Annotated in this window: 24 protein-coding genes and 1 pseudogene; 11 read left to right on the top strand and 14 right to left on the bottom strand. The window is 70.0% G+C overall.

Features of this window, described 5'->3' with window-relative positions:
• Nucleotides 1-710: 710 nt before the first annotated feature.
• From ACFWUY_RS37630 to ACFWUY_RS37595, 8 genes and pseudogenes are all read right to left on the bottom strand, one after another.
• Nucleotides 711-1,262 carry a hypothetical protein gene (locus tag ACFWUY_RS37630; protein WP_384120717.1) on the bottom strand — a complete coding sequence of 184 codons (552 nt, stop codon included), beginning with the start codon at nt 1,260-1,262 and terminating at the stop codon, nt 711-713.
• Between the two features lie 708 nt (nt 1,263-1,970).
• Nucleotides 1,971-3,206 carry a hypothetical protein gene (locus tag ACFWUY_RS37625; RefSeq protein WP_384120715.1) on the bottom strand — a complete coding sequence of 412 codons (1,236 nt, stop codon included), beginning with the start codon at nt 3,204-3,206 and terminating at the stop codon, nt 1,971-1,973.
• Nucleotides 3,207-3,253: 47 nt separating this feature from the next.
• Nucleotides 3,254-3,661, bottom strand: a pseudogene (gene tpg / locus ACFWUY_RS37620) (telomere-protecting terminal protein Tpg); the annotation flags it as partial.
• The gene (locus ACFWUY_RS37615) at nt 3,580-3,873 is read right to left on the bottom strand and encodes a helix-turn-helix domain-containing protein (protein ID WP_384120712.1); all 294 of its coding nucleotides are present in this window, start codon (nt 3,871-3,873) and stop codon (nt 3,580-3,582) included. The gene ACFWUY_RS37615 and the pseudogene tpg, both read right to left, overlap by 82 nt.
• A gap of 269 nt (nt 3,874-4,142) precedes the next feature.
• Complete coding sequence (gene dnaB, locus ACFWUY_RS37610; protein WP_384120719.1) at nt 4,143-5,408, bottom strand: replicative DNA helicase; 1,266 nt, start codon at nt 5,406-5,408, stop codon at nt 4,143-4,145.
• Nucleotides 5,409-5,605: 197 nt separating this feature from the next.
• A complete protein-coding gene (locus tag ACFWUY_RS37605) occupies nt 5,606-6,763 on the bottom strand; it encodes a hypothetical protein (protein WP_384120710.1) in 1,158 nt (385 codons plus the stop codon).
• The gene (locus ACFWUY_RS37600; RefSeq protein ID WP_384120707.1) at nt 6,760-7,044 is read right to left on the bottom strand and encodes a hypothetical protein; all 285 of its coding nucleotides are present in this window, start codon (nt 7,042-7,044) and stop codon (nt 6,760-6,762) included. Before ACFWUY_RS37600 ends, ACFWUY_RS37605 begins: the two co-directional genes overlap by 4 nt.
• Nucleotides 7,045-7,252: 208 nt before the next feature.
• Nucleotides 7,253-7,990, bottom strand: a complete 738-nt coding sequence (locus ACFWUY_RS37595; protein WP_384120705.1) for a GntR family transcriptional regulator — start codon at nt 7,988-7,990, stop codon at nt 7,253-7,255.
• A 268-nt stretch (nt 7,991-8,258) separates the two neighbouring features.
• Here ACFWUY_RS37595 and ACFWUY_RS37590 point away from each other — a divergent pair, with 268 nt between their 5' ends.
• The 8 genes from ACFWUY_RS37590 (at nt 8,259) to ACFWUY_RS37555 (ending at nt 15,146) form a co-directional block, all read left to right on the top strand.
• Complete coding sequence (locus ACFWUY_RS37590) at nt 8,259-8,402, top strand: hypothetical protein (protein ID WP_384120702.1); 144 nt, start codon at nt 8,259-8,261, stop codon at nt 8,400-8,402.
• A complete protein-coding gene (locus ACFWUY_RS37585; RefSeq protein ID WP_384120700.1) occupies nt 8,402-8,689 on the top strand; it encodes a hypothetical protein in 288 nt (95 codons plus the stop codon). Before ACFWUY_RS37590 ends, ACFWUY_RS37585 begins: the two co-directional genes overlap by 1 nt.
• Nucleotides 8,686-9,444, top strand: a complete 759-nt coding sequence (locus tag ACFWUY_RS37580; protein ID WP_384120698.1) for a hypothetical protein — start codon at nt 8,686-8,688, stop codon at nt 9,442-9,444. The genes ACFWUY_RS37585 and ACFWUY_RS37580 overlap by 4 nt, the downstream gene beginning before the upstream one ends.
• Nucleotides 9,445-9,448: 4 nt before the next feature.
• The gene (locus ACFWUY_RS37575; RefSeq protein WP_384120695.1) at nt 9,449-11,695 is read left to right on the top strand and encodes an FtsK/SpoIIIE domain-containing protein; all 2,247 of its coding nucleotides are present in this window, start codon (nt 9,449-9,451) and stop codon (nt 11,693-11,695) included.
• A gap of 179 nt (nt 11,696-11,874) precedes the next feature.
• Nucleotides 11,875-12,066 (top strand): hypothetical protein, encoded by a 192-nt coding sequence (locus tag ACFWUY_RS37570; RefSeq protein WP_384120692.1) that lies wholly within the window; start codon nt 11,875-11,877, stop codon nt 12,064-12,066.
• 47 nt (nt 12,067-12,113) lie between these two features.
• A complete protein-coding gene (locus ACFWUY_RS37565) occupies nt 12,114-12,620 on the top strand; it encodes a hypothetical protein (protein ID WP_384120690.1) in 507 nt (168 codons plus the stop codon).
• Between the two features lie 6 nt (nt 12,621-12,626).
• Nucleotides 12,627-12,824 (top strand): hypothetical protein, encoded by a 198-nt coding sequence (locus ACFWUY_RS37560; protein ID WP_384120688.1) that lies wholly within the window; start codon nt 12,627-12,629, stop codon nt 12,822-12,824.
• A gap of 201 nt (nt 12,825-13,025) precedes the next feature.
• On the top strand, nt 13,026-15,146 hold the full coding sequence (locus ACFWUY_RS37555; RefSeq protein ID WP_384120684.1) for a DUF2637 domain-containing protein: 2,121 nt from the start codon (nt 13,026-13,028) through the stop codon (nt 15,144-15,146).
• Between the two features lie 845 nt (nt 15,147-15,991).
• Here the strand turns inward: ACFWUY_RS37555 and ACFWUY_RS37550 are convergent.
• The 3 genes from ACFWUY_RS37550 to ACFWUY_RS37540 form a co-directional block, all read right to left on the bottom strand.
• Entirely contained in the window at nt 15,992-16,921 is a 930-nt protein-coding gene (locus tag ACFWUY_RS37550; RefSeq protein WP_384120682.1) for a hypothetical protein, read from the bottom strand.
• Nucleotides 16,918-17,556 carry a plasmid partition protein gene (locus tag ACFWUY_RS37545; protein ID WP_384120680.1) on the bottom strand — a complete coding sequence of 213 codons (639 nt, stop codon included), beginning with the start codon at nt 17,554-17,556 and terminating at the stop codon, nt 16,918-16,920. The genes ACFWUY_RS37550 and ACFWUY_RS37545 overlap by 4 nt, the downstream gene beginning before the upstream one ends.
• A 321-nt stretch (nt 17,557-17,877) precedes the next feature.
• On the bottom strand, nt 17,878-18,024 hold the full coding sequence (locus tag ACFWUY_RS37540) for a hypothetical protein (protein WP_384120678.1): 147 nt from the start codon (nt 18,022-18,024) through the stop codon (nt 17,878-17,880).
• 178 nt (nt 18,025-18,202) lie between these two features.
• Here ACFWUY_RS37540 and ACFWUY_RS37535 point away from each other — a divergent pair, with 178 nt between their 5' ends.
• Complete coding sequence (locus tag ACFWUY_RS37535; protein WP_384120675.1) at nt 18,203-18,955, top strand: helix-turn-helix domain-containing protein; 753 nt, start codon at nt 18,203-18,205, stop codon at nt 18,953-18,955.
• Nucleotides 18,956-19,327: 372 nt separating this feature from the next.
• Here the strand turns inward: ACFWUY_RS37535 and ACFWUY_RS37530 are convergent, their stop codons facing one another.
• The 3 genes from ACFWUY_RS37530 to ACFWUY_RS37520 all read right to left on the bottom strand — a co-directional run bounded on the left by ACFWUY_RS37530 (nt 19,328) and on the right by ACFWUY_RS37520 (nt 22,434).
• On the bottom strand, nt 19,328-20,095 hold the full coding sequence (locus tag ACFWUY_RS37530) for a transposase family protein (RefSeq protein ID WP_384120673.1): 768 nt from the start codon (nt 20,093-20,095) through the stop codon (nt 19,328-19,330).
• 441 nt (nt 20,096-20,536) lie between these two features.
• Entirely contained in the window at nt 20,537-21,592 is a 1,056-nt protein-coding gene (locus ACFWUY_RS37525) for a TerC family protein (protein ID WP_384120671.1), read from the bottom strand.
• Nucleotides 21,593-22,278: 686 nt separating this feature from the next.
• Nucleotides 22,279-22,434 carry a hypothetical protein gene (locus ACFWUY_RS37520; RefSeq protein ID WP_384119872.1) on the bottom strand — a complete coding sequence of 52 codons (156 nt, stop codon included), beginning with the start codon at nt 22,432-22,434 and terminating at the stop codon, nt 22,279-22,281.
• A gap of 86 nt (nt 22,435-22,520) precedes the next feature.
• Here ACFWUY_RS37520 and ACFWUY_RS37515 point away from each other — a divergent pair, with 86 nt between their 5' ends.
• Entirely contained in the window at nt 22,521-22,649 is a 129-nt protein-coding gene (locus tag ACFWUY_RS37515; protein ID WP_384120669.1) for a hypothetical protein, read from the top strand.
• A gap of 400 nt (nt 22,650-23,049) precedes the next feature.
• A complete protein-coding gene (gene mihF, locus ACFWUY_RS37510; RefSeq protein ID WP_384120667.1) occupies nt 23,050-23,367 on the top strand; it encodes an integration host factor, actinobacterial type in 318 nt (105 codons plus the stop codon).
• Nucleotides 23,368-23,538 lie beyond the last annotated feature (171 nt).

Here is a 23,538-nt window from a genome sequence, read left to right as displayed (position 1 = left end):
GAGCGTAGAGAACTCCATGATCACTCAGGCTCGTGCCTGCCCTGCGTTCGGGTCCGCCTGGCCAGCCCGGCCCCACCATTTGCCGGTCGGTCTTATTCGCCCCGACGATCAACTACCTCCGGGAGATCCTCTGTGACGAGGTCCGATGGCTCGGGCGCTCCGCGATGCGGGTGGTGGGGCCGATGCCGGAGGCGATGTTCTACAAAGCCCTCGCCATGATGCTGGCGAGGGCTGCCTTCGGTCTGTCGGAGTCCCATGCGATGGCTGTCGAGGGAGGTCTCCGCCGGGCCGTTGCGCACTGCAGAAGAGGCAGAAAGTGATGGCCCTGATGCACTGGTGATGTATGCGGCGGCGATGGCCGGGCCCGTGCTCCTGGTCGTCGTCGCCGTGCGGCATTTGCACGCGGCCCGAGGACGGGCCGGGGAGCGAGACGGGGGCGAGCGCGAGGCGCCGGCCCCGCGCCGGGCACCACCAGGACGAGGGCGAGGAGCAGGACCACGAGCACCGCCAGGACGTAGCCGGCGCACCACCAGACCGGACCGTGGACAGTCCCTCACAGACTCACAGCCTCCCCGCCCATCTGGGAAAACGCCCTGCGAGCCCCACAGGAACACGGCTCACCACGGAACCCCGGCCGGCTCACTCACCACGGACACGCTGATGAGCAGAGCCAGCCCCACTCGCCATGAAGAGGTTCGGACCCGCCGTCCTCAGTCCGCGGGCGCCTGGAGACCGAGCTGCACGGCGGCCAGGTCGACGGCGTCGCGGATGTTCAGGCCCGGGTCGTCCTCGTCAGCCACCGCTGCGGCGCGCAGGGTGTCCGCTCGGTGGTGAAGCCGGTCGGCGAGGCAGCGTTGCTCTGGGGTGAGGGTGCGGCGGGCGCGAGGGACGGGGGGTGGAACGAGGGGTGGGACGGGGCGGCGGTATCCGCCGCGGGAACGGTCCGGGGTGGGCTTGTCCCCGCGGGTGAGCATCCAGCGGATGGTGCCGTCCGGGGCCGGGGTCGGGCAGCGGTGGAGCCAGCCGGCTTGGGCGAGGCGGTCGTTGGACTGGGAGACACCCGCGGTTGACATGCCGAGCAGTACGGCGAGCTTGCGCAGCGAGACCGAGTGCTCCAGGTCGCCCTGCTGTTCACACAGGTTCAGGCGGGCCCGGAGGTTGAGCAGGTCGGTCTCCGGAGCGGTACCGGCCCAGTCGGCACTGGTGGCATCCAGGTGCTCGCGCAGGGCGCGGAGTGTGATGGGCGCGGGGGTGTTCGTCATTTGACTGGACTTTCTCCGGGGCGAGAGGGAACGAGGTTGCAGGATCGCCTCAGCGGGCGCCTGGGAGGCGAACCCGTCTCCCAGGCCGACCCTTTCCACGCCGGACGCCGGAAAAGCGGGGAGAAGGGCGCCCAGGCCCGTTCCCGGGCCTGTTGGGCCCGGACGGATGCGCGGGCGTTGGGCCTCGCTCCTCTGGCGCGGGTCAGGCGCCGACGGGAACGTTGACGCGAACTGGAAGGCGGCCAGGGCGGTTACGGGTTACCGGTTACAGGCCCGGGAGAGTCACTCCGGACCGCCCGGAACAGCGCGAACCGGTGTCCTCACCAGCCTGTAACCGGTAACCCGTAACCGCCCCACAGGCGGCCAGGCGGCGGCTGTTGTCGCTGATCAGGACCGACATCCGGACCGACATGGGTACCGGAATCGCACCGGCGCGTGACCGACCGGACCGGCAGGGGACCGGCTTCTTGCCGGTGCTCCGCCGGTCCCCTGCCGGTGCCCCGCCGGTGCGATTCCGGTACCCAAGCCGGTGCTGTCACATCGGGCTACAGCACGAACCGGATCTGCTCGATGTCGAGGTCGTGGGCGCGGTGGCCGCCGTCGCGGAAGTAGACCTCGTCTGAAGCGTCGGCCGTCGCTCTCTCAAGCTGGTAGTCGGTAGCACCAGCATTCTGAGCGTCAGAGAACTGGACAGCGTGTTCAGAGAGATCAGTTCCGAGGTGTGGCGCGGCAAGTGGCGCATAGTGGAGATGCTCCGGCTCCATAGCGCGTTGTGGGCTGTCGGCATCGGGCGCATGGCCCGATCTGTGTGCCGTATGAGGGGCCTTGTCGCTGAACGGGGATGCGGATTGAGGCGGGGGCAGGACGTGATTTCCGTCTAGTGGTGGTCGGCATGGCTGTCGGGGAGGTCTGGGGTCCGGCAGGAAACCGCTGTGTGCCGAGGCTGACGGGGGAACCAAAGTCGTCGCCGGTATCGCGCTGATCGGCCGGCGGGGGAACGAAGTCTTTCCGCTCCATCCATCGGCACTTCGGGTCGATCGGCTTGGGTGTTACCTCGGTCTGCTGCTCGGTGGGGACGTCGTCTTCGTCGGGGACGACGGGTGCGCCTGAGTCGATGTACCGCTGGCGGTCTTCAGGGGTGACCCAGATGTAGGCGTTGCGGCGGCGGTTCTCTCCAAGAGCAGGCAGATGCAGGGGAACCAGTTGTTGTGCGGCGGTGAGGAGTACGAACTCGTCGAACTGGCGACCCTTGGCCTGCCAGGTGCCGTGCCATCCGTCGCAGGCGCCGCCCCATCTCTGTGGGCACAGGCGGGGGCTTTGGTAGCAGCGGTCCTGGTAGAGCTGCCGGATGCCGCCACGGATCATCAGCGGGTTGCTGGGGCGCCGGAGGTTCTCCCAGGGCTGGCGGTCGATGCGCGTCCACGGCACACGGTCGATCAGCGGGGCGGTGCTGGTGTCGACGGTCCAGGTCGGCAGTCGGCCTGCCCGGCGGGCGTCAGCAGTGCGCTGGCGCGCGGATCTGGCGGTGGAGTGGGAGAACTGGATCTCGTGGGCGATCTGAATGCCGTTGGCGCCTGTGACCAGGACGTCGGAGTAGCGCTTTTGTTCCTTCGCCTCGGCCTCGGCTCGTGCGAGGTACCCGCCGGAGTCGGCTACCAGGACGATGCGTTCCTTCATGGCCTTGTGCCGGTTGCCCTCCAGCCCTGGGTGGCGGGCGCTGGAGTTGCTGTAGTGGCAGGCCAACCGGACGCCGCGGCGTAGCTGGACGTACATCCACTGGGGGCAGCCGGGGTCTGCGTCCCTGCATTCCAGACACAGAAGGATGCCGGGCTTGCACTTACCGTGCAGCTCAGACCATAGGTTCGGCCGGTCGGGATGGCCAAGGTCGTCAAGGGACAGGTTCAGGGAGATCTGGTAACCCGTGTGGAACACGCTGTGTGCCATTCTCATGACGTTAAGTGCAAGGTCTGACAACAGGAAGACCGCGCAGGTCAAGAGCTTTGCCGTAGCAGCGACAGCTCGAACTGGATCTGCTCAATGTCGGTGAGCTCGACCTCGAGGTCGTGGGCGCGGTGGCCGCCGTCACGGAAGTAAACCTCGCCCAGCGCGTCGGCCGTTGCCCGCTGAAGCTCGCGGTCGGTGGCGCCGGCGGCCTGGGCGTCGAGGAGACGGGCGGCGTGTTCGGGTGGGAGGGCGAGGGTGAAATGGCGCGTGCGGGCGTCGTCGCTGGTGCCGGGTGCGGCGGTGAAGCCGAACCGGGCGCGGACGTCGACCATGAGGCCGGCCGTGGTAGCGGCGGACTTGCGGGCCCTGGCCCTCATCTGCGGCTGCCAGCGGCGGCGGACCTCGGCGGCCATCCGGTCCGCGAGGTCGGCCCGCGGCTTTTGATCTGGTCGCGGACGTAGCGCTCGACGGTGCGCTGGGAGACACCGAGCAGCTGCGCGACCTCCTTGGTGCTGCCGTGGTGCTGCTTGACAAGGTAGCGGACCTGCGCGCGACGGACTTCGGGATCGGCCGGGTGAACGCGCCCGCGAGCGCGCCGTGCAGGGCGGCGTCGATGGTCATGCGTGGTCCTTCGGTGGTGGTCGGCGAGGGGCGGGGTCGTGTGCACGGGGGTGTTCGTGCACGTGTGCACGCGGTGCCGCGCGAGGAGCGTCGGTTGTGACGGACGGTGTGACGGGCCCTGTGACCGGCGGCGGGTGACGGCCGGTCACAGGGCTGCCCGTACGCCTGCGCGCACCTACGCGCGCAAGACCGGGCGTGTCCGAGTGAAGCCGAGTCGCTGTACGGCGATCTGAGCCGCTTTCAGTGCCCCGGATGACCTAGGAGGCTTGGACTGGGGCGGGGGCCGGGAGACCGCCGTACAGGCGGTTTTACGGGTCAGGTGTGTGCCATGTCGACGAAGCGGGAGTAGTGGCCCTGGAAGGCGACGGTGATGGTGGCGGTGGGCCCGTTGCGGTGCTTGCCGACGATCAGCTCGGCCTCGCCGGCGCGCGGGGACTCCTTCTCGTAGACGTCCTCGCGGTGCAGCAGGATCACCATGTCGGCGTCCTGCTCGATGGAGCCGGACTCGCGCAGGTCGGAGACCATCGGCTTCTTGTCGGTGCGGTGCTCGGAGCCGCGGTTGAGCTGGGAGAGGGCGATCACGGGGACGCGCAGGCTCTTGGCGAGCATCTTCAGGCCCCGGGAGAGCTCGGAGACGTCTTCCTGGCGGGTGGCGTTGCGGCGGGAGCCGAGGGCGGTCATCAGCTGGAGGTAGTCCACGATCACGAGGCCCAGGCCGCCGTCGGCGGCGAGGCGGCGGGTGCGGGTGCGGATGTCGGCGAGGGTGAGGTTCGGGGAGTCGTCCACGAAGAGGCCGGCCTCGCTGATGGCGGAGGTCCGCTGGGCGATGCGCGTCCAGTCCTCGTCGGTGACGGCGTTGTTGCGCAGGTGGTGCAGCGCGACGCGGGCCTCGGCGGAGATCAGGCGCATGCCGATTTCGTCCTCGCCCATCTCCAGGGAGAACAGCGCCACCCGCTTGCCGTGCTTGATCGCGGCGGCGCGGGCGAAGTCGAGGGCGAGGGTGGACTTGCCGACGGCCGGGCGGGCGCCGATGACGATGAGCTGGCCGTCCTGCCAGCCGCCGGTGAGGGAGTCCAGGTCGAGGAATCCGGTGGGGACTCCGGTGACCTCGCCGTCGGAGTGGGTGCCGACGGAGTCGATGACCCGCTCGACGATCGCGGAGATCATGCTGCCGGGCTCCTTGCCGGAGCGGTCCTCGGTGACGGCGTGCAGCTCGGCCTGGGAGCGGTTGACGATCTCGTCCAAGGTGCCCTCGGCGGCGTAGCCGAGCTGGGCAATCTTGGTGCCGGCCTCGACCAGGCGGCGCAGCACGGCCCGTTCGTGGACGATCTCGGCGTAGTACGAGGCGTTCGCGGCGGTGGGCACGGCCTGGACCAGGAGGTGGAGGTAGGCGGCGCCGCCGACGCGGTTGATCTCGCCGCGCCGTGTCAGCTCCGCGCCGACCGTGATCGGGTCGGCCGCCTCGCCCTTGGCGTACAGGTCCACGATCACGACGAACACGAGGGCGTGGGCGGGCTTGTAGAAGTCGCGGGGCTTGAGGATGTCCACGACGTCGGAGATGGCGTCCTTGGACAGCAGCATGCCACCCAGCGCGCACTGCTCGGCGTCCAGGTCCTGGGGCGGGAGGCGGAACGCGCCCTCGGCGTCGTGGGCCCGTCGGGGGGCGGGCAGGTGCTCGTCGGTGGGTACGGTGGTCATCGGATCTCCAGTGGTCCGAGGCGCCCGGGGCAGGGGCTCGACATCCAGGCCCCGGGCGCCGCTGCGTGTCTGAGGACGGGTCAGCGCTCGCCGCTGGCGGCGCGGCCGGCGCGGAGCTGGGCGATCAGGGCGGCGGGGTCGACCTTCGAGGCGCCCTCACGGCGCGGCCTCGACTCCCGCAAGCAGTGCGAGCAGTCCTCGGTGAAGTACGCGCCGGAACCGTGGCCCGGCTTCCAGCACTTCGACGCGTCCCGCTCCGGCCGGGAAGCCGCCCCGGCCGGACGCGCCGCCACCTTCGCGTACAGGCGCAGGTCCTCCACCCAGCCCGGCAGACACCGCTCCCAGGACGTCGCACCGCCGGTGTTGCGCAGCACGTCGGCCTCCAGCAGGTCGCGCTGGGCCTCGTCCATCGCCGACAGCGCCGGCCAGCCCTGCTCACCCATCGCACGCAGCAGCCGCGGAGCGCACCGCTGAGCGGTCTTCCTGCCCGCCTGCCAGCGCTTCATCTCCTGGAGGAACGACGCGGCGACGAGAAGCTCCTCGGAGGAGAACTCCGCCACCTCCTCCTCCCGCTGTGACGGAAGCGACCCAGCGGACGCGTGGGGGGTAGGGGGGAGGAGTTCCTCCTCCTCCGGGGGGTGTGGGGGGGACGCGAGTGATCGGGCCGATTCGGCCTGGTCGGCCCGACCTGCGGAAACGTCTTCTTTCCGATCGGGCCGATTCGGCCCGATCGGAGCCGACCCGGCCGATTCGGCCCGATCGGCCTGACCTGCATAAACGGCCGATTCGGCCCGATCGGAAACGGGCTCCGGCTCCCGATCGGGCCGATTCGGCCCGATCGGCCTGACCTGCGACAACGCGGTGACGCCGTCCTCGGTGTACTGAGGGTTGTTCGCCGGATTCCTGAACACGCGGAACACCCACTCGGGACGCTGGGTCTCGGGGGAGTACTCGCGCTTGTGGGAAACGTGGCCGGCCTTCTTCAGGCGCCGCATGATGCGTCGCAGCGGCTTTTCCCCGATGGTCCAGCCGGTTGTCCGGAGCTCTTCCACCAAGTCCGGCACATTCGTCGGCTGGTCCGGGTCCCGCAACAGCAGCCGGATCAGGACCCCGAAGTCCTCCCAGTCAAGATCCGGCGATTCCGCCAGCGCCCGCGTGATCACCACTTCCTCCGGTGGCTCCCACGCCCGCTCGATGCGCGAGGAGCTGAAGTGCGTGCCGAACACGTCGTCACTCACCGGGCCACCTCCACGAGGTACCCGTACGCCTCCAGGTCGGCCAGCGCTTCGAGGAGTTCCGCCTGGTCGTCCTTCCCGGCCGCGAGTGATTCCGCGGTGAACTCCGCGCCGTCAGGCATCAGGCAGATCCGGGCGTAGACACCGATCGCGGTCAGCGACAGCCGCTCGGCGTCGGCCGCTGGCTGCTGCGCGGTGATGGACAAAGGCTGCGGGTCACCCGTGCGCGTCCAGACGCGGACCGGGCCCTGTGGCGTGTCGGCGGCAGATACACGTACGCTCATGTACGAGCGCACCTCCTAGAGCTAGGTGCTTTGGTCGGCAACCCGGGCTCCACCCCGGACCGGCCCCTCAGGCCCCGCTTCTGCGGGGCCTGTTGCGTTGTGTGGCCCCATGCTGGCGCAGGTCGGGCCGATGACACGCCCAGACGCCACCACGGGCAAGCCCCGGAATCCAGGGGCAAGCCGCAAGGGGAGCTGGGCAAGCCGCTCGTCAGTCCCCCATCGGAACCTGCGCCCCGGGGACGTAGACGTCCTCCCAGTACCCGAGAGGGCGCTCGTCGTCGTGGAACGTGACGGTCGTGTAGATGACGGGCACGGCCGATTGCAGCGGCACGTCGATCTCGAGCGCATTCAGTTCGTCCTGGGACGCGTGGCGAGCACGGGCCACCCTGTGCCCCCGTACAACCTGGCGGCCAGTCCGCTCGGTGTACAGCTGGTCGAACTGAGGGCGCGTCGCGCCGTCAGCCAGCTCGGGGACGACCGCCACGGTGTGGGGCGGGTACACGGAGACGCCCACGGAAGTGGGCTTGTCGTCCTGCCTGAAGACGCGGATGCGAATCACAGCCTCGCTTCCGGGTTCCAGGTCGAGCGCGGTGCAGATCTCCGGGTCGTCCACGGACCGGCGCATGACGCGATGCCCTGAGGAGGTCTCTCCCGGGGCGTACTGCCGACCGTTCTGCGCCATGCGGTCGAGCCGGTCGGTGCCGGTGAGGATCATCGAGGACTTCGCCACGACCGTGCCCAGCGCCCCCCGGGAGGCGACCAGTCCCTCCCCCTTGAGAACGCCCAACGCGCGGCTGACGGTCTTCGTCGCCACGTCGAACTGTTCCCTGATCTCCGCTACGGAAGGAAGCGTGTCGCCCGGGGCGAGCTCCCCGCTCTTGATGCGGGCGCGGAAGTAGGACGCCACATCGGCGTACCCCTTCCCCTCCGCTGCCTTATATGCCATGGCTTCTCCCTTTTTGCGGTGACAGCGTCACACCCCGAAGGTACATCATTTGCTTCTGAAGGTACAACAGTTGCCCGCTAGAGGTTCTTCATGTACTTTCATGTCGACTGCAAGGTACGTTAAGTACCTGGCGGGTGGTAAATCCGTACCTTGTGTACGGCGGCGTAGCAACAAGGGCGACCCCCGAACTCGGGAGCCGCCCTCATGCCAGCCGGTGGTTGGACACCGGCCGAGCTGTCGGACGCATCCAGGTGAGTGGAGGACCGACATGTCCAGTGTGACTGACGAGGAGCGCCAAGCGGCCGCCGCCGCGATGGAGGCGGCGCGGCAGGCGGCGCAGGCCGCGCTGGTCGCGGCGCAGGAGGCGGCGGCGCGGCTGGTGGAGACCGTGCAGCAGGCGGGTGGCCGGTGATGTACGGGCAGCTGCGCGTGCTCTTGGTCGACCGGGCCGTCGCCGTCGTGGCGGCGGCGGCCCGGGTCGCCCGGCTCGCCGTCCGGCTCGCGACGCGGACGTCGATGGGACCCACCGACCTGTACGCCGCCGTCGCCACCGCGAAGTACATGGCGGCGCACGAGCTGATCGAGAACGCGGCCGACGCGGTCGAGGAGTCCGGCGACCCGGACATCGACCTGATCCAGATCCGTACGCCGATGTGGTTCGGCGGCATCAACCTGCACGACGAGGAGACCCAGGGATGAGCACCACGAGCAGCGGCCCGTACGACTGGGCCTCCGACAACACGGCGGGGTTCGACCCGCGTACGGACCGGCCGACCAGGCCGCCGCGTTCGGTGCCGCCGCCGCGTCCCCGCCCGGCGGCGCAGCTGGCGGATGACCAGTGGTCGGACACGGCGCACCCGTCCGACCCCGGGCCGACGCGGCCGACCCGTCCGGCGGGTCCGTCGCGGGCGACGCGGGCCGCAGCAGCGACGGGGGCGGCGGCCGGCGGTTTCGTCGGCGCGGCGGCGTCCGGGTTCATGCCGCCGGTCAACGTCCACATCAACGGCGGTTCCGGCGGTGGCCGGGGCGGCGGCCGTGGCGGCGCGGCGGCTCCGGCGGGCGGGTCGGACCGGCACCAGGGCGACCGGCTCATCTACGCGATCGAGCGGATCGAGATCCGCAACAACAAGGACATCCTCGCCCTGGCCAAGGCCGTCAACCTGCTCGGCCGGGAGCTCCACCTGATCCTGGGTATGCGCGCCGAGGAGATCAACGGGGTGCTGTCCACCTACAAGGGCAAGTGGTTCCACTTCGGTGCGAGCAACCGCGTCAAGGCCCGCCTTGTCTCCGCCCACCTCAAGGTCAGCGCGGAGGCCGCGAAGGCGCTCGGCGTGGGCGCGCTGAAGATGGCGTCGGCCTTTGACAGGCACTTCGTGAGGCCCGAGCAGGAGGCCAAGCGCGCCCGTTCGGGCAAGGCCGCTCCCCGCCGCGAGTTCACGATCGAGGAGGGCTGAAGCGATGGCGCGTACGAAGACAACGACGCAGACCACGACCGCCGGCGGTGTCGGCGCCGAGCTGGTCGCGGTCACCGGGAACCTGGGCAAGTCCATCGGCGGCTACATGCTGGCCAAGGCGCTGCCGTACACGCCGCCGTGGGTTGCGGCCGGAGTGCTGCCCCCGGCCGCCGGGGCGGCGGTGAACGCCCTGTGGGGCGGCGACGCGATGTCCGCCGGCCTCGCGTCGGCCGGCCTCGCCCTGGGCGGCGCCGCGCTGTCGGCGGTCACCTGGAAGACCTCCGGCGTGAACACCAAGTTCAGGAAGTTCCGCCGGGCGCAGGCGACGGCGACGGTGGCGGCCGGGATGGGCTGGCTCACCTGCGCGGTCAGTGCCGGGCCGTTCGGCCGCCCGATGCTCGACCTGTGGCTGATGGGCGGCGCGCTCCTGGCGGCTTCCTGGAACGCCCGTCAGATTATGGCGCACGGCCAGGCCGTGGACGCGGAGGAGACCAACGAGGGCACGCTGTCCAGGCTCCAGGCCGCGATCGGCTGGGAGAAGGTGGCCGTCAAGGACGCCAAGGGCACCGGCAAGGGCACGGTCAAGGCGCAGATCGAGGTCGCCCCGGGCGGCACGATCGAGGCCGTGCAGGCGACGACCGCCCGCGTCGCGGCCGCGCTCCAGGTCCCGCCGTCCGGGGTGATCGTGACCCCGGACCCGGAGGACGCCTCGCGCGGCATGATCTCGATGCGCGTCGCCGACCTACTCAAGGGTGGGGTGGAGTTCTTCATGCCCGACGCGTTCGGGTTGCTGCCCACGCATCCGATCCCGGTCGGCACGTACGCCGACGGCGAGCTGTGGCTGCTGGACCCGTTCACCCCGGCCGTGCTCCAGCACCTGCTGGTGATGGGCGTGACCGGTGCCGGGAAGTCGGAGTTCGCCCGCACGGTGTTCGTGCACCTGGCGACCCGGGCGCAGATCGCGCTGCACGTGATCGACCTGGCCAAGGGTGACCAGACGGTGGGGCACATCCGCGACGGGATCGACTGGCTGATCCAGGACCCCAAGGAGGCCAAGCGGTACGTCCGTTCGCTGCCGGCCGCGATCCGGGCGCGGGGCAGTGTCCTGTCGTCCGAGGGCCTGGACCGCTGGACCCCGGCGTCGTCGCTGTCCGCCGTGGTGGTGTGGATCGAGGAGGCGGCCGATGTCGCGGAGTTCGACGAGCTGGAGGAGATCGCCCGCAAGGCCCGCAGCGTCGGTATCTGGCTGATCATCAGCCTCCAGCGCGCGACGTGGACCAACGTCAGCACCGACATTCGCGCGAACTTGCAGGCGGCGGCGTGCTTCGGGGTGGACGCGCCCGGCGACGCCGGGTTCTGCCTGCCGGACTCGGTCACCGACGCCGGCGCCGTGCCCGCCTGGGGCTCGTCCCGGCCCGGCTACGCGATCTCCACCGGCATGGGCATCCCCCAGGAGCGGTGGACCACGGAGGCCCGCTCCTCGCTCACCGACCGCTCGGTCCTGGCCGCCGTGGTGGCCGCCGCCGCCCCGTACCGCGACCCGCTGGACGAGACGACCGCGAACGCGCTCGGGCAGTCCTACGCCCAGCGCACCGGCCGGGGCACCAACTGCACCACGCCCGGCATCGAGCAGTCGGCCGCCGCCGCACTCGCCTGGCTGCACTCCGTCCGCATCGGGTTCGGCTCCGCCGTGACGGCCTCCCCCGACCCCGACGCTCCGGCCTTCCCGCCCTTCCCGGGCGGGGCCGCGGCCGCCGCTCCGCCCGCGCGGCGTCCGGCTCCGCCCGCCCTGGCCGCGATTCCGGCACAGCCCCCCGCCCCCTCCGCCGACGGCTTCGAGGACACCGACATGAGCGCCGCCGAGCAGGCCGCCGAGATCGAGATCCAGGACGCCTACGACGAGATCCTGGGCGCCATTCCCGCCGACCCCGAGCCGGACGCCGACTACGCCCACCTCGACCTGCACGACGACGTCCCCGACGCCGACGACGACAGCGACATGGAATTCGAACGGCCCGAGCGGATGTCGACGGAGGAGGCGCGGCACACCCTCTACGCCGAGCTCGACACCTGGGTGCAGAACGGGCGGCTGGAGTTCGCGCCGGCGGACCTGATCCCGGCGACCGTGGCGACCGGCCGTCAGCGCCCCTGGCTCCAGGGCGAGCTCAAGCGCCTGACCGAGGCGGGCCTGATCCAGCGGGACGGGCACGGCTCCTACACGATCCTCCACTCCCCGCTCCAGCCCGCCTAGCAGCTACGGAAAGTGATGGCCTGACAGTCAGGGGACGTTCTGACTCCTGACTGTCAGGCGGCCGGGGGCCTAAAGAGAAGTCACGGATTTTCCTGCTGACAGCCCTGGCATCGCCCCCTGACTGTCAAAAACACCCGCTCTGACATCCCGCCTGACTATCACTCACCGTGAGGAGTGCCATGTACACCGGACGTCCCGAGGACCTGCGTCGCAAGGAGGCCCAGGCCGCTGCCCTGGCCGCTGAGATCGCGGAGCTGATGACCCGGATCGACTCGCTCGGCCTCGGGCAGTGCCTGCCCGCGCAGGGCCGGATCGCGGGCCCGTGCTTCGACATCCGCCGTACCGAGCGCGGCTGGACCGTACGCGCCTGACCGCCGCCGACCCCGCCGTCAGGAATTCGAACAGGAAGGAGCACCCGATGGACCGCACGCCCGACCGCGAGGCCACCACCGCCCGCGCCGCCGACCTGATCGCCGCCGTCGAGAACGCCCTCGCCGAGGCCGCCGCCCCCGCCCCGGCCCCCGTGCCGACCGCCTACCGCGACACCACCCCGCTGCCCGCCGTCGGAGACGCGCTCCCGGTCGCCCAGCCCGGCCGGGCACCGATGTCCCAGCGCGCCACCGACGCCTCCGCGCTGATGCTCGCGGGCGGCGCCGGCACCCTGATGGCCGGCACCGGCGCGGGCGTAGCCCTGTGGGCGCTGGGCGGGGTCGACCCGCTCGTCCTGGCCCTCGCTGTCGGTGCCCCCGTCGCCCTGGTCGCCGCCCTGTCCCGGCTGGTCCGCCGGGCCGGGCAGGCCGCCGCCGAGACGGCCCCGGTCACGCACCACCACCACTACGCCGGCCCGGTCCGCCAGGAGCACCGCACGACGAGCACGATCACCCGGGGCGTCATCGCCCGCACCACCACGAAGAACGGCAGGTGAAGGGCCGTGACGATCCCTCCCGGCAGTGTCCTGGACGTCGTCATGGCCGCCCACGGCACGCAGTGCGGCTGTGAGGGCGCCTGCGGCACCGAGCACGCCTCCAAGCGGTGTGCGGCCGGTACGGACAAGCCCGTGGCGTTGCACGCCGCCCCCTACCCGCCCCACGCCACGGACGCCGCGAACGCCGCCGCCCCGGCCGACTAGTTGCGGCCGTGGTGCCCGCCCTGCTGGCGCCGGGCCCTGAAGCGGGAGCGGGACCGGCTCGCCGACCTGCGCGCTGGCCGAGGCGCAGCTCGCCCTGTTCGACCACGCCGGCTGACCACCGGCCCACCCGCCCCCTCAGACATGCGGACGGGGCCGGGAGTTCGCTCCTCCCGGCCCCGCCCTACGACCACGGAGGTACCCGTGACGCAGCTCGAAACCTACCCCGGTCCGGCCAACGGCCGCCCCCGGCCCGCCGCTCCGCCCGCCCCGGAGGCCGCTCCGCCCGGCGGCCCCGCCGCTCCGGCCGCCTCCGCCACGGGGCAGACTGCCCGCATGCAGGAGCCCATGACGATCACGAAGCCCCGGCCCGGAACCGACCTGTCCGGCAGCGCCGCCCCGGCCGTTCCGCCCGCGTCCGTTCCCGTTCCGCCGGAGCGCGAGACCGCTCCGGTCGAGACGAAGACCGCTCCGCCCGCCGTCACCGCCGCGCGGCCGTGGTCGGTCAAGGCGATGAAGTGGGTCGTGAGGCTGTCGGCCGTGTGCGCCGCCGTGGTCGCCGCGATCGGGTTCACCGGCTCCTACGACGCCCTCGAAGGCCTCGCCCGCGAGCACGGTTTCGGCTGGTACTCCTGGCTGTTCCCCGTCGGCATCGACGCCGGGATCGTCGCCATGTACGGCATGGACCTGGTCCTGGTCTGGCGCCGGATGCCCAAGCCGATGCTGCGCCTGATCGCCCACGCGCTGACGTGCGCGACCATCGTGTTCAACGCGGCGGCCGGCGAGAAGCCAATCGCGCAGGACCCGCTGGGCGCGGTCATGCACGGCGTGCTGCCCGTCCTGTTCGTGGCCGTGGTCGAGGGCGTGCGCCACCTCATCATCCGCACGAACAAGCTGGTCCTGGGCGTCGAGTCGGACTCGGTGCCGCTGCACCGCTGGATCCTCTCGCCCTGGGCGGCGTTCACGACCTTCCGGCGGATGAAGCTGCGCGGCATCACCTCCTACGCCCAGGTCGTGGAGATGGACAAGGCTCTGGACGTCTACGAGGCCTGGCTCCAGCACACCCACGGCCGCGGCTGGAAGAAGAAGGCCGGCGCCACCGCCCTGCTCCCCTTCAAGATGGCCGCCTACGGGCTGAGTGTGGACGAGGCACTGGACCAGCCGCGCAAGCAGCAGGAGGACGCTGACCGCCGCGCCCAGGCCGAGGCTGACCGGGTCGCCGCCGCCCGGGCCGCCGAGGACGAGCGCCGTCTGGACGAGGAGGAGCGCAAGGCTGACAACACGATTCGGCGGATGGGCATCGATACCAAGGTGACCACCGCGCAGCACGACACTGCCGCGCAGAAGGCCGCCGCCCAGGCGAAGGCGAAGGCGGCTGAGGCCGCTGCCCTCGCGGCTGCTGGCACTGCCGAGCACACCGCGGCCCTCGCGGCGGAAGCCGAGCGCAAGGCGGCGGAACGCGCGGCCGAGGCGGCGGAACGTGCCGCGCAGCGGGAGGTAGAGGCGGCCAAGACGGCGGAGGAGCGTGAGGCCGAGGCCCGCGCCGCCGCCGCGATCCGCCAGACCAAGGAGGACCAGAAGGCCGCCGCCGAGGCCGAGGCGGAGGCCGTGCGCCTCGCGCAGGAGGCCGCCGCGCGCCAGGCGGAGGCCGAGCGGCTGGAGGCGGAACGGCGCGAGAGCGTGGCCCGGCAGGCCGAGGCCGACCGGATCGCGGCGCAGGCGGCCCGCGACGCCGAGGCGCTGAAGGCGGAGACCGAGCGCCTGGCGGCGGAACGCGCCGCGAACGCGACCCTGTCCGCAGCGCAGCGCAACGCGCTCGCGGAGCGGTCGGCCGAGGAGGCCGAGGCCGACGCCCGCGCCGAGGAGGCCCGCCGCAAGGCCGCCGCTGAGCTGGCGGAGCGCCGGCGAGCCGAGGCCGAGGCCGGCCGGCAGCGCGCCGCCGCCGAGCAGGCGCAGGCGCAGACCGAGCAGGCCGAGGCCGCCCGCGCCGAAGCCGCCGCGCGCAAGGCCGCCGCCGAGCGCGACCAGACCGAAGCCCTGGCCGCCGCCGCTGCCGCCCGCGAGGCCGCCGCCCGTGCCGAGGTCGCCGCCCTGGAGGCCGAGGACACCGCCCGCCTCTCCGCCGTTGAGCGCGCGGTCCGCAAGGTCGCCCGCATGATTCTCGCCGCCCACGCGGCCCTGCCCGTCGACGAGCGACCCGAGACGCCCGACATGTACGCCGTCCCGATCAAGGACGTGGAAGACGTCCTCGGTGTCTCGCGCACCATCGCCGGACAGCGCCGCCAGGAGGCCGCCGACCTGATCGCCACCGGCTACACCGGCTGACCCCCGCACCAACGCTGAAGGGCGGCACCCCACCAGGGATGCCGCCCTTCAGCGTTTCCAGCCGTGGGGACCAGCCGGCATCTGCTTGAGGCCTCTCCAGGGCGGAGTGAAGGGCGTAGGCATTCGACTCCCTTCCTTATAGACGACATTCCAGGGAGCCGGGACTCGGGAGTGAAGATCGCTCCCGAGTCACACCCGCCCCATAACTAAGACAGGAGGGGTACTGCCCCCTGCACTGCGGTCCCAGAAGTGCCTACAGGTGCCTGGTGCACATCACCGCAGTTCAGGCAGGGGTTGTGTCGCTAGGTACCGCCTTAGTCATCCTGCCGCCATCGCTCCTCACAGCAGACCGGACGGCCTGTCATACCCATTGGCAAGGTCCGTCGTCCAGGAGGTGAGGAGCTGCACACCCTGCCCGCTGCACCGGCCGGCGCAGCGCCACCACACAGAGAGGGAACCCATGTCCACGCTCCAGCAGCCTCCCCGCACGCCGGATCAGACGACATCGCAGGACCGGCCCACCGAACCCGCCCACCGGGGAGGGCCCACCGCTCCTCAGCCTGCGATCCGCTTTCCTGCTCACTGTTGCCGTCCTCACCGGTATCGGCGCGGGTCTGCTTACCTGTGCGACCGAGTCCAACACGGCTGCCGCTGTCCTTGCCGGAGTCGCCGCATTCGGTGTGAGTGCCGTCGGGCTGAACAAGCTGGTCGGTAGCTAGCCGACGAACCGCACCCATACCGAAGGGCGGCACCCCGGGTGGGTGCCGCCCTTCGGTATGTTCGGGCAGGCCGGTGTCCTGTGAGTCCCGCATGCGGGACAGATCGTTCGAATGAAATCGAACGATCTAGACGTCCGGCAGGTTGTCGATGACTACCGTCAGATGGTCCCGCAGCAGCACCGCGAGCCGTTTCGCCTCTGCCGGATCCTCGGCAGCCGCAGCGGTGAACGCGTCCGCCATGCCAGCTGTCGTGCTCGCGAAAGCCTGCGCATTGGTCACGTACTTTGCGAACACGGCAAGAGGGCCAGTCGGCGTCGCCCTTGCTGCCGCCTCCTCGGCGGCCTGCCGCACCGCCAGCTCGCGCAGACGCTCCTGCCGTTGTTCAGCGTCCAATTCCTCTACCGCCCTGCGGGGGAACTGCCGGACGATGGCGGTCAGGGTCTTTCCGCTCACCATCTCCCGGCCGGTCGCCTCGGCCACCGTCCGGTAGGCATCGGCCGCACTCTCTGGCCCGTAATCCTCGCGGATTTTGGACAGGCTCTCGGCCGCGCGCTGGCTGATCACGAAGGGCCGCGGGTTCGAGTCCCGCATGCGGGACAGATCGTTCGATTCAAGTTCGAGGCGTGGCGGCTCGGCCAACAGTGCCGCGATCCGCGCCCCAGCGATCTGCCGATACGCGTTGGACGTCGACATGTCCGTCACATCCCGGATGAACAGTTCGGCGGTCTCGTAGTCCGCCCGCCACAGTCGGCCCCGCAGGGAGATGTCCAGCGCGGTCGCCGCGACGAACCACGCCTCCTTGTACTGGGCAAAAGAGCGCTTGCACAGCTCCCAGGAGTCCGCCTCCTCGGCCGTCAGCGGCCCCTGTGCGTCAGGCGCATCCACCGCGGTCGGCAGTTGATCCCACCGAATCATCGGCTGTGCCCGGCCCTGCGCCACGTCCTCTTCACGCAGGACCACCGCGCCGGCGCCGGCCTCTTCCTGCTCTCTGCGCCGCCGCTCCTCACGCTTCGCCCGCAGCTGCTCAGGGGTGAGGGGCTTGGACTTGCTGCTCACTTGCTGATCAGCCCCCGGTGCTCCAGCTCCGTCACCAACTCGTCGAAATGCGACCCCGGCGCATCGATCGGCTGCCCCTCGCCCGTGTTCGCGTACCGCTGGACAGCCGGAATCATCGTCGTGAAAACGTTCCAGCCGGCATCCACCAGCGTCTTACGGATGCCCTCTGGTGCCGTCCTGGTACCGGGCTGCACACGCACCAGCAGGACCCACTCCTTCGCCCGAGGGGCGTTCGGATCCTTCTTTTTGGCCCAGGCCAGATCCAGGAAACCATCCATGGGCAGCTCCTCCAGGCGCTCCACGTCGCCGTTGGTCGCCGCGCACACGACGATGACCAGGTCCGCCACGCGCACCACGGAGTACCCGATGCCCGCGTGGTTCTCCAGGTGGCCGCAGTCGACCGCGCCAATGTGCCCCTCCGGCAGCGCGTCCGGTGCCTCCTCGTGGAAACGGGTGTCCGCAAGGCGGGTCACCTCGAACTCCTGGTCCGACGCCTGCCACCACCGATAGAGCTGCTTCGACTCGTCCGAGTCAAATCCCATGACGTCGTAGCCGCGCTCGCGCAGGGCATGGAGCAGCCACCAGATGACCGTCGTTTTTCCGGTGGACCGGGGCGAAACAGCAGCGATGAACATGCCCGTCACCCTAGTCCGGCACCTTCCCCCGGTGGGAGGGACCCGGCGCATGCCCCGCTTCCCAGCCGATGCTTCAGTAGACACGGGCACGTGGACATGGGGGACACCCCCGTTCTCCCCCTCTCGGGCCAGGTCGTACAGCATCGCGTCCCCGCTCTTCGGAGCGTTCGGCGAGGAGCGCATCATGCAGGGTGCGGGCGGGTCCGGTCCCCCGTGATGGTCTCGGCGGGTAACTCGGTGATCAGACCGCGCCACCATGCGGCGCCCTCGATAGGCAGCCAGCGGGCCGGCCTGTCGGGCCGGCCCGCTTCGTGAGCTGACCTATCGGGCCAGCAGCTCGTGCAGCAAGGCCATGACTACGACCGCGACGCCGACCGCGACGCCGAGCGCGGGATTGTGAAAGGCCATGTAAGCCGTGATCCCGCCTACGAGAAGCAGCAGGAGCGCACGCACGCTGATCTGATCCATAAGAACCTCCGTCAGGCATTGATTAGCTACCTGACCAGCGTGAATCCACCTTTGGTGGCCTTTATGAGTGCAGACGAACACCCACGGATCTCTACGACATCTGACACGTGCAGACATTTCGCTGGCATCATGGCTGACGACTTCTGACAATTTCTTACACCCCGCCGGAGAGCCGAGCATGCCCCGTCCGTGGAAGACGCCTGACATCCCGCCTGGCCCCCTGCTCCGGCTCAACCGCGAACTTCACGCCCTGCACAAGCGCGCCGGCTACCCCTCGGCCCGGGCGCTTCAGGAGGCAGCCGGCGGAGGTGATGTCGTCAGCCACACCAGGATCCATCACGCCCTTACGAAGCCGGTGCTGCCGGGTTGGGGAGTGGTGGAGATGATGGTGGAAGAGTTGGCCAAGCGTGCTCGTCCGCGGGTCGATCAGGAGGCGGAAGTCGACCGGTTCAAAGTGCTCTGGGATGCAGCGGGCGACGACGCGGGAACTCCGGTCGAGATGGTCAATCCCTCCTCAACCGGTACCGGGGTACAGGCGTTGGGCCGGGATGAGGCGCTCAGAAACCTCGGTCGTTCCCTTGGAAGGATGCCGGCCGCATTGGGCGGGGACGAGGAGGCACGCGACCAGGAACAGGGGTCGTCGCAGGGACCTGGGTCAGCGAACCAAGCCCTGGTCGCGGAGCTACAGCGAATCAAGGACGAAAATGCCCTGTCGTTCGACGCTATGGCCCGCCGCAGCAAAATTTCCCGGTCAACCTGGAGTCGCGTGCTCAGCCGGCAAGTCATGCCCCCGCGCGCTGCGATCGTCAGTCTGTGCGCTGCGCTCAGATTGGACGACACAGAACTCCTCCGCCTCTACGACGCTGCTGTCGCAGAACATGAAGCTGCGGTTGCAGAGGAACCCCGTCGTAACAGCCAGCTGTCCTGGTGACGCGAGGTCCAACCCATGCGGGAGGCGTGGCCGTGCCCCCGGCAGGTATGGGCGCCCATACGGCGACTCGGCGCGAGTACTGACGCGTTACGGGCTGCCTCGCGATTGATCACGGGGTGCGTTGGCCTGGCGGTTCGGCTGGTGGGTGATTCAGCAGGCCGCCGGGTGGACGAGGACCAGTTCGGTGCTCGTCTTGCGACGGGTGGGCCTGCGGGCTGCACGGTCGGAGACCAGGGAGGCGACGGCCCGGTGGGTTTCTCCGTAGGTCTCGCGGCGTCCGGTGTATCGCTGGAGCGGGCGCCACTGGCGGTGTTCGGCGTTGGCGTGCTCGACGCAGATCCGGCGCGAAGACTGGCGGCGTTTTGCCTCGCGTCAGCCGAAGTACTCGGTCAGCGGCCCGTCGTCTTCGGCCAGGCTCTTCGGCTTCCTCGCAGGGGCCGAGACCTGGGCGGGGAACTCGTTGGCCAGGCCCCGGTAGCCGTCGTCGACCTCGGCTTTCACGCCGGGGTGTTGCCTGAACTGCTCGGCGATGCCCTTGGTTCGCATCGCGGTCTGATCGTGCATCCGGCCCGGCCGCATCGCCCCGGACCACAGAGTGCGGCCCTGGCCGTCGCTGATCGTCGTCGTCTTGACCGTGTTCTGCTTCCGCTTGCCCGACACGAACGCGCGTCGCCCCGGCCGGCCCGCCTTCGGGCGCCTGACCTGGGTCTCCATCCCGTCGATCCGCAAGGTCACGTCTTCGGCGTCCGCGTAAGCGAACACGTCCTCCAGTGTTCGCAGCCGCAGACCGGGCCGACCGGGAACGGCGAAGCCGCGCCCGGCGAGCAGTGGACGGACCTCGCCGATCGCCCGGCCGATGGTGGAGGAGCCGACCTCGTAGATCACGGCCAGGGCCTGATGGGTCAGGCCGGTCCGCAGGTGAACGAGGGTCACCAGGACCCGGTCGGTGAAGACGAGTTCGTACTTCGGCCCGGCACCGGCCTCCCGCCGGCGGTCGCCGTGACGTCGGTCATGGCGACCGGACTCGCAACGCGCCTCCCAGCGTGGCGCGAGTTCTTCGATCAACTCGCCGAGATGTTGGTACGAGAGGCCACAGAAGGCAGGATGGGCCATGGCCGCGCGGGCCTGCTTGATCTTCACACCTCAAGAACCCGCGCGGCCATCGTCATGTCACGTCATACCCAAGATCAATCGCGGGGCAGCCCGTAAGCGCGGCGCCGTATGAGGAGTGCCGACTGGCTGCTGGAGGGGGATGATCAAGCAACCTTCGTTCCCCATCGGCTGCGGGGCCAGGGGGCGCGCTTCAGAGAGCGGGAAACTGTCGTTTACCGCGCTGGGGTGTGTTTGTGTCGGGGGTCCAGCCGGTAGTCGGGGCAGTCGCGGTTCTGGCATGGGCCCGGGCCTGCTGCAGGGACGAATACACCGAGGGTTTTGTGGCGGTGCAGTACGGCCGGCACGGACCGCTTGCAGGCCGGACATTCGTACGCTTCGGCTTCAAGCTTCCTTTTGACCATATCTTTACTGTATGCCCGCATTGTTGTACGGGAAAGTGTTCCGGCTGCCCCGCATGGGCGAGAGGGGTCAAGCGTCCCGTCCTGTCGGGCCGGCGGGGGGATCGGGATCATCTGCCAGGGGCGGCGGGCCGGACTGCCCGGGGGGCGGGGGAGCGGCCGGCTGGTCGCCGGCCTGTTCCGCGGCGCTTATGGGAACGGGCTTTTTAAGGCTGAGCAGCACGGACCCGGTCAGGACGATCACGATGACCGCGAGGCTGACGGGGGAGGGGATTTCCGGGATGCCGGGGCTGATTATCTTGTGGGATGCCTGGAGGATGAGTTTGACCCCGATGAAGGCGAGGATGATCGCCAGGCCCTTGCTCAGGTAGTGGAAGCGGTCCAGGAGTCCGGCGAGCATGAAGTAGAGGGCGCGCAGGCCGAGGATGGCGAACGCGTTGCTGGTGTAGACGATGAAGGCGTCGTCGCTGACCGCGAGGACGGCCGGGACGCTGTCGACGGCGAAGATCAGGTCGGCGGCCTCGATCGCGGCGACCACCGCCAGCAGCGGCGTCGCCACCCGTCTGCCGGCCTCCTTGACGAAGAACTTCGCCCCGGCGTACTCGTCCCGCACCGGGATGATCTTGCGGAGCATCCGTACGGCGAAGCTCCTGCCGGGGTCGAAGCTGTCCTCCTCGTCCTTGAGGAGCTTGTAGGTGCTGTAGAAGAGAACCGCCGCGAAGGCGAACAGCACCGCGGTGAAACGGCTGACGACCGCCACGCCGAGGGAGAGGAAGATCCCGCGGAAGACGAGCGCGCCGATGACGCCGAAGAACAGCACCCGGTGCTGGTAGGCCCGGGGCACTTTGAAGTAGGCGAAGATCACGGCGAAGACGAAGAGGTTGTCGACCGACAGGCTCTTCTCCAGCAGCCACGCTGTGGTGTACTCGGTGCCCGCCGTCGTGCCCAGCACGAGGAAGACGACCGTACCGAAAATCAGGGCGAGGCCCACCCACAAGCCGCTCCAGGCAGCGGCCTCCTTGAAGCCGATGACGTGCGCGGTGCGGTGCGACAGCAGGTCCACCGCCAGCGACACCACCACCGTCGCGGCGAACGCCCCCCACAACCAAAACGGGACCTCAAGCACGCCGAACACCCTCACCATGGCCCGCGCGAAAATACACCGACTCCTCTAACAGGAGTGTCCGGCATCGCTCCCCCAAGGGCATGCGGAGCGGGCGGACACCTCCGCTGTGATCAAGGGTGAGCGTCCCGGCCCGGGCGAGTTCGTGCCGCTGGCCGGGGCGCCTCGGCCGGATGCGTGAAGGCGTATCCCCGTCCGGTCCTGTGCCGGTCGCGTGGATGGTGCCGTGGCGGTAGACATGGAGGTGCGGACCGAGCGGCTGTCAGGCCCGGCCGGCCCGCACCCCCTTGATCTGGGAGCCGTGGCTGATCCCCCCGAGCGTCACGGCTCCCTTTTTCATGTGGGCCGGGAGGGTGAAGGCGCGTAACGGGCGCGGGCGAGCAGATGTTGATCAGGTGGCGTGTGCCCGGTTTTCGCCGTTCACCCCCGGGGCGGAGTTAAGTACCCCGCAGGCCTCGGGTGCCCGCGCCTGGCACCCGAGGCCGCATCCCCCCATCCTCTGAGGCGCCGCCGCGCGGGCTCGCGGTGATTCCTGCGGGACGGCGTCGCGCTCCATGGCCAGGCCGCCCGCGCGGACGTGGCCAGGCGGAAGTCCCTCACGCGTGCCGGCTCACGTGACGGCGCCCCTGTGCCCCTCCTCGCACATGCCAGGCGAGAAGGAAGCACAGGGGCGTTGGGCGGGCCTGTGGTCAGCGGGTCTGCTGCTCGACCGTCGACTTGAGCTCGCGCAGGAGTTCGGTGGTCTCCTGCTTCTTGCTCCAGTCCGCGGGAGCGGACTTGACGTTGGACTCGATCTTCTTGACCTTCTCCGCGGCGTCCTGCATGCCGTGCGGCATTTCCGGCATCTGTGTCACCTTTCAGAGTGGCCGGCTGCTGACTGCAACCAGCTTCATAAAAGGTAAATATCATGTGAAAAGTTGTAGATGCCTGATTGAGTGCGCGTGTTCTGGCGGCTCGCCCCGAGGCTCTCGGCGAGGTCTGCTTCCGTGACGGCGACCGCCGTGCCCACGCCCTCCTCGCCGGGCTGGCCGGCATCGAGCAGATCCAGTTCGACCTGTAGCCCGCGCTCCGCTTCCCTCCGGTCCACGCGTTCCTGGTGCTCGTGCACTCCCGTGCACACGAAGCCGGGTCCGTCATGCGGTCCGTCAGGAGCTCGTCATGGGTCTGTCAGGGGCGAGGCTCCCGGCGGTTCCATGACGGGCCTCTGACGGACTGCGTGACGGGCCTGGCAACGGCCGCCGCCTGGCTGCCTGCCGGGCGGTTACGGGTTACCGGTTACAGGCTGGTGTGGGCGCAGGCCCCGGTGTTCCCGGGCCGGCCGCCCGTGGCCTGTGCGTGCCGAGATGCTGCAGGGCAGGTTGGTTTGCTGTGCTGTGGTGGTGAACGTGCTGGTCAAAGCCTGGATGGGCGGGTCATGATGGTTCCGTTTCGTATTGTTTTTCGTGAGAGGACCATCGTTGATGGGAGCTGTACCGCAGCTGACTGACGTCCAGCGCCGGGCCGCCCTGGACAAGGCCATAACGGCGCGCCGGGAGCGCGCTGAGGTGAAAGAGGCCCTCAAGCAGGGCAGGCTGTCGCTGGCTGAGGCGATGGCCAGTGATTCCGAGGCGATACGCAAGATGCCGGCCCGGGCGCTGCTCGAATCACTTCCCCGCATGGGCAAGGTCCGCGCCCAGCGGCTTCTTGCCGAGATGGGAATCGCGCCCAGCCGCCGTCTGGGCGGGTTAGGCCCCCGGCAACGGCAGCGTCTTGTGGAATGGTCCGCACCGCGGAGCTGACCTGCGGCCGCCCCGCCGGCTGCGCAGGCTGCTGGCGGACACCGGCTGGCGCCCGCGCCCGCCTCACCGCCTGCCGGCCCGTACCCGCGCTGGCAGGCGGTGGTACGGGGATGAATGATCACGGTGTCGGTGGGGGGTGGGAGGCTAGGGTCTATGCGTAATGAGCTTCCT

Source organism: Streptomyces sp. NPDC058664 (genome assembly GCF_042716635.1).
GTDB lineage: Bacteria > Actinomycetota > Actinomycetes > Streptomycetales > Streptomycetaceae > Streptomyces.
The sequence above is the reverse complement of the archived record's forward strand: the minus strand, read 5'-3'. Positions and strand labels throughout refer to the sequence as shown.